Annotated in this window: 4 protein-coding genes; all 4 read left to right on the forward strand. The window is 38.4% G+C overall.

The genetic code is table 11. The features are described 5' to 3' along the window. Positions 1-114: 114 nt before the first annotated feature. The gene (locus ACFIL8_RS08740; RefSeq protein ID WP_375675797.1) at positions 115-603 is read left to right on the forward strand and encodes a DUF488 family protein; all 489 of its coding nucleotides are present in this window, start codon (positions 115-117) and stop codon (positions 601-603) included. A gap of 140 nt (positions 604-743) precedes the next feature. After that, positions 744-1,289: a hypothetical protein gene (locus ACFIL8_RS08745; protein ID WP_375675796.1), complete on the forward strand. Its 546-nt coding sequence runs from the start codon at positions 744-746 to the stop codon at positions 1,287-1,289. 126 nt (positions 1,290-1,415) lie between these two features. Beyond that, the gene (locus ACFIL8_RS08750) at positions 1,416-1,664 is read left to right on the forward strand and encodes a hypothetical protein (protein WP_375632710.1); all 249 of its coding nucleotides are present in this window, start codon (positions 1,416-1,418) and stop codon (positions 1,662-1,664) included. Positions 1,665-1,666: 2 nt separating this feature from the next. Continuing rightward, positions 1,667-2,710: a tyrosine-type recombinase/integrase gene (locus tag ACFIL8_RS08755; RefSeq protein ID WP_375689469.1), complete on the forward strand. Its 1,044-nt coding sequence runs from the start codon at positions 1,667-1,669 to the stop codon at positions 2,708-2,710. The last annotated feature ends 261 nt before the right edge of the window (positions 2,711-2,971 follow it).

Genomic DNA, 2,971 nt, shown 5'->3' on the forward strand with positions numbered 1-2,971 from the left:
CTTTTTAGGGGAAATAGAACAAGAGATGCAAAAGATTTTGGCAAAAGCTGCTTAAACCTATGGGGGTGCTCTCTCCTCCCCGCACCCCCACCCTTTTACATAAGGAAATTAAACGTGTGTAACATCAAACATATTATCATACAGCCTGCTAAAGATGAGGAATTTTGTTTTTTTACCATTGGCTATGAAGGTAGGTCCCTTGAGAATTATCTTAGTTGTCTCATAGAAAACAATATCAAAACTTTATGTGATGTTCGTAAAAATCCAATAAGTAGAAAACACGGATTTTCAAAAAGACAATTAGAAAAAGCTGTAAGCAATATTGATATTGAATATATGCATATGCCTGAACTTGGAATTGCTTCTGAAAAACGAAGAAATTTGAAAACACAAAAAGATTATGACCGCCTTTTTGAAGATTATCAAAATACAACTCTCAAGAATAATTTTTGTGCAATAAACAAATTATATCAAATTTTTTTAAACAAAAAGCGCGTTGCAATCACCTGTTTTGAAGCCAATGTATGCATGTGTCATAGAGGACAACTCGCATTAGCTCTTACTCAATTGCCTGATTGGAAATATGAAATTAAACACATCTAAAAAATAAACTTACAGATTTTTTACATATGGAGGTGCTTCTCTTCACAAATGCCTCCTAGCACCACCACCCTTCTTAACACTTTTAAGTCATGCGTGATTCACGAAATGGGTGAATTGTACGCAAATCAAGGAAATAAACCATGGAAAAGAAATATGAACTGACTGATGAAACAATCGAAGTTGGGCGCAAAACGCTCCGCCGCATTCGTGCATTGAGAGATTTGGGGGACGTCAAGAAAGGTGATCTTGGCGGCTATATCGAGAAAGAAGACAATCTAAGTCATGATGGCAATTGCTGGGTTGGGGGTTATGCCAAGGTTTATGATGATGCTAAGGTTTACGAAAATGCACATGTTTACGGTTATGCCGAGGTTTACGACAATTCTCGTATTTATGGCAAAGCAGAAGTTTTCGATGAACCATGCATTTACGGTCATGCAGAAGTTTACGGTGATGCATATATTTGCGGTGAACCGAACGTTTTTGATAATGCAGAAGTTTATGGCAATGCACAAGTTTACGAAGAGCCATACATTTACGATAGGGCGCGTGTTTACGGTGATGCGCATGTTTACGGTGATGCGCATGTTTACGGTCATGCAAAAATTTACGGTGATGCATGTGTATGTTGGAACGACTGGATTGATGACGATAGAAGAATCTCAACTAGAGAAAAAACCAGATGAGAAAATAACGAACGACTAATCTTATAGTATCTCTATAAGCCGTTTCTAACACCGAAAAACCAACTTTTAAACACCAGCGTGATTCACGCCACGGGGGAATTGCATCTAAAATGAAGGGGAACAGATATGGCACACCGCCAACCTACTATAACACAACCAGCCATTGCACGAGCTTTACGAGAAGCTAAAAAACAAGGAGCAGAGGTTGTAGAAATCAAGCCTACTGGTGAATTATTAATTCATATCAATAAAATCGTAACACCCAGAACGATAGATAATACTTATAGCATTGACGATTTTCCACCGCTTGAAAATGAACAAAAAGACTACGATACCAGCAAATCGTGTCCCTCTGTTGACGGTATAAAGTTTTAGCCATGCCAAAACGCCGTCCACCGCATCTTGTTCGTGAACGCACACGCCATGGTAAAATCATATGGTATGTACGTATTGGTCATGGACCACGGTTTCGGATTGAAGGAACCTATGGAACGCAAGAGTTTGTCGATAATTATACGCTTGCTCTTAAGCAAGCTCAAAATGGCTCCTCCAAAACAAAGAGGCGTACCAGACTCACAGAAGGGTCTTTCGATTGGTTGTTGCATCAGTATTTACAAAGCATGCAATGGCATAATCAATCAGAATCTACTAAAAAAGTTAAATATCGAATTCTGAATAATGTTTCTAAACATATCGGTAATCGTGCATATAAAAGCATAAACAAACAACACATGCTTGAAGCCGTAGACAGAAGGCGAGAGACCCCCGCAGCTGCAAAACATTTTTTGACCTCTTTAAACGGTCTCTTTAATTGGGCGGTTGATAATGCCCTTTTAAATAGAAATCCTGCCTTTAATATAAAAGCACCAAAATCTTTAAACAGTGAGGGATTACTGCCATGGCTAGAAGAGGACATAGACAAATATTATCACCGTTGGTCACATGGTACACATGAACGCGTCTGGATTGATGTTCTTCTTTATACAGGCTTGCGTCGTGGTGATGCCGTTCGTATCGGCTGGAAAGACGTCAAAGATAATATCATTTATCTCAAAACAGAAAAGAGCCAATTTAAAACAGATGTTTTTCTTCCTATTTTACCAGAACTAGAGGAAACCCTTAAAATTGGTCCCATAGGTGATCAAACATTCATTTGTGGTAAAGGTGGAAATAAGCTTGTCAAAGAAAGTTTTGGCAACCTCTTTCGTGAAGCATGTAATGCGGCGGGTATTAAAAAATCAGCGCACGGATTGCGAAAATTAGCAGCAACACGTGCAGCCAATGCTGGTGCGACAGTTTCGCAAATGAAAGCGCTTTTTGGCTGGACAGAAGATAAAATGGCATCCCTTTATACCAAAACAGCTGATAGAAAACGACTTGCAATAGAAGCAATCAAAAAGCTACAAAAAGGTTCGGGATAGACATAAAATAAGTTAAAATAATCAACGGAATCAAAACTCCCGAACTTTTATATAACTTATTGATTTTATATAAATATAACGCTCCCACCCCCTCCGCCACAGCACTTTTATGGTGCTATAACTTATTGATTTCATGTGTGTTTTTTCAATGTAGCTTGCCAGCAGGTTTTGTATATTTTGCCACTGTAGCTTGCCAGCAGGTTTTGTATATTTTGCCACTAGGTTTTGTACCAATTTATTTTTTTCAAAGAGTTTTTAAGG

Origin of the sequence: Bartonella sp. AP57NXGY (assembly GCF_042195805.1) — a bacterium.
Lineage (GTDB): Bacteria > Pseudomonadota > Alphaproteobacteria > Rhizobiales > Rhizobiaceae > Bartonella.

Coding starts and splice junctions, on each gene's coding strand:
- ACFIL8_RS08755 (WP_375689469.1), top strand. CDS start 1,667: ATGCCAAAACGCCGTCCACCGCATCTTGTTCGTGAACGCACACGCCAT.
- ACFIL8_RS08750 (WP_375632710.1), top strand. CDS start 1,416: ATGGCACACCGCCAACCTACTATAACACAACCAGCCATTGCACGAGCT.
- ACFIL8_RS08745 (WP_375675796.1), top strand. CDS start 744: ATGGAAAAGAAATATGAACTGACTGATGAAACAATCGAAGTTGGGCGC.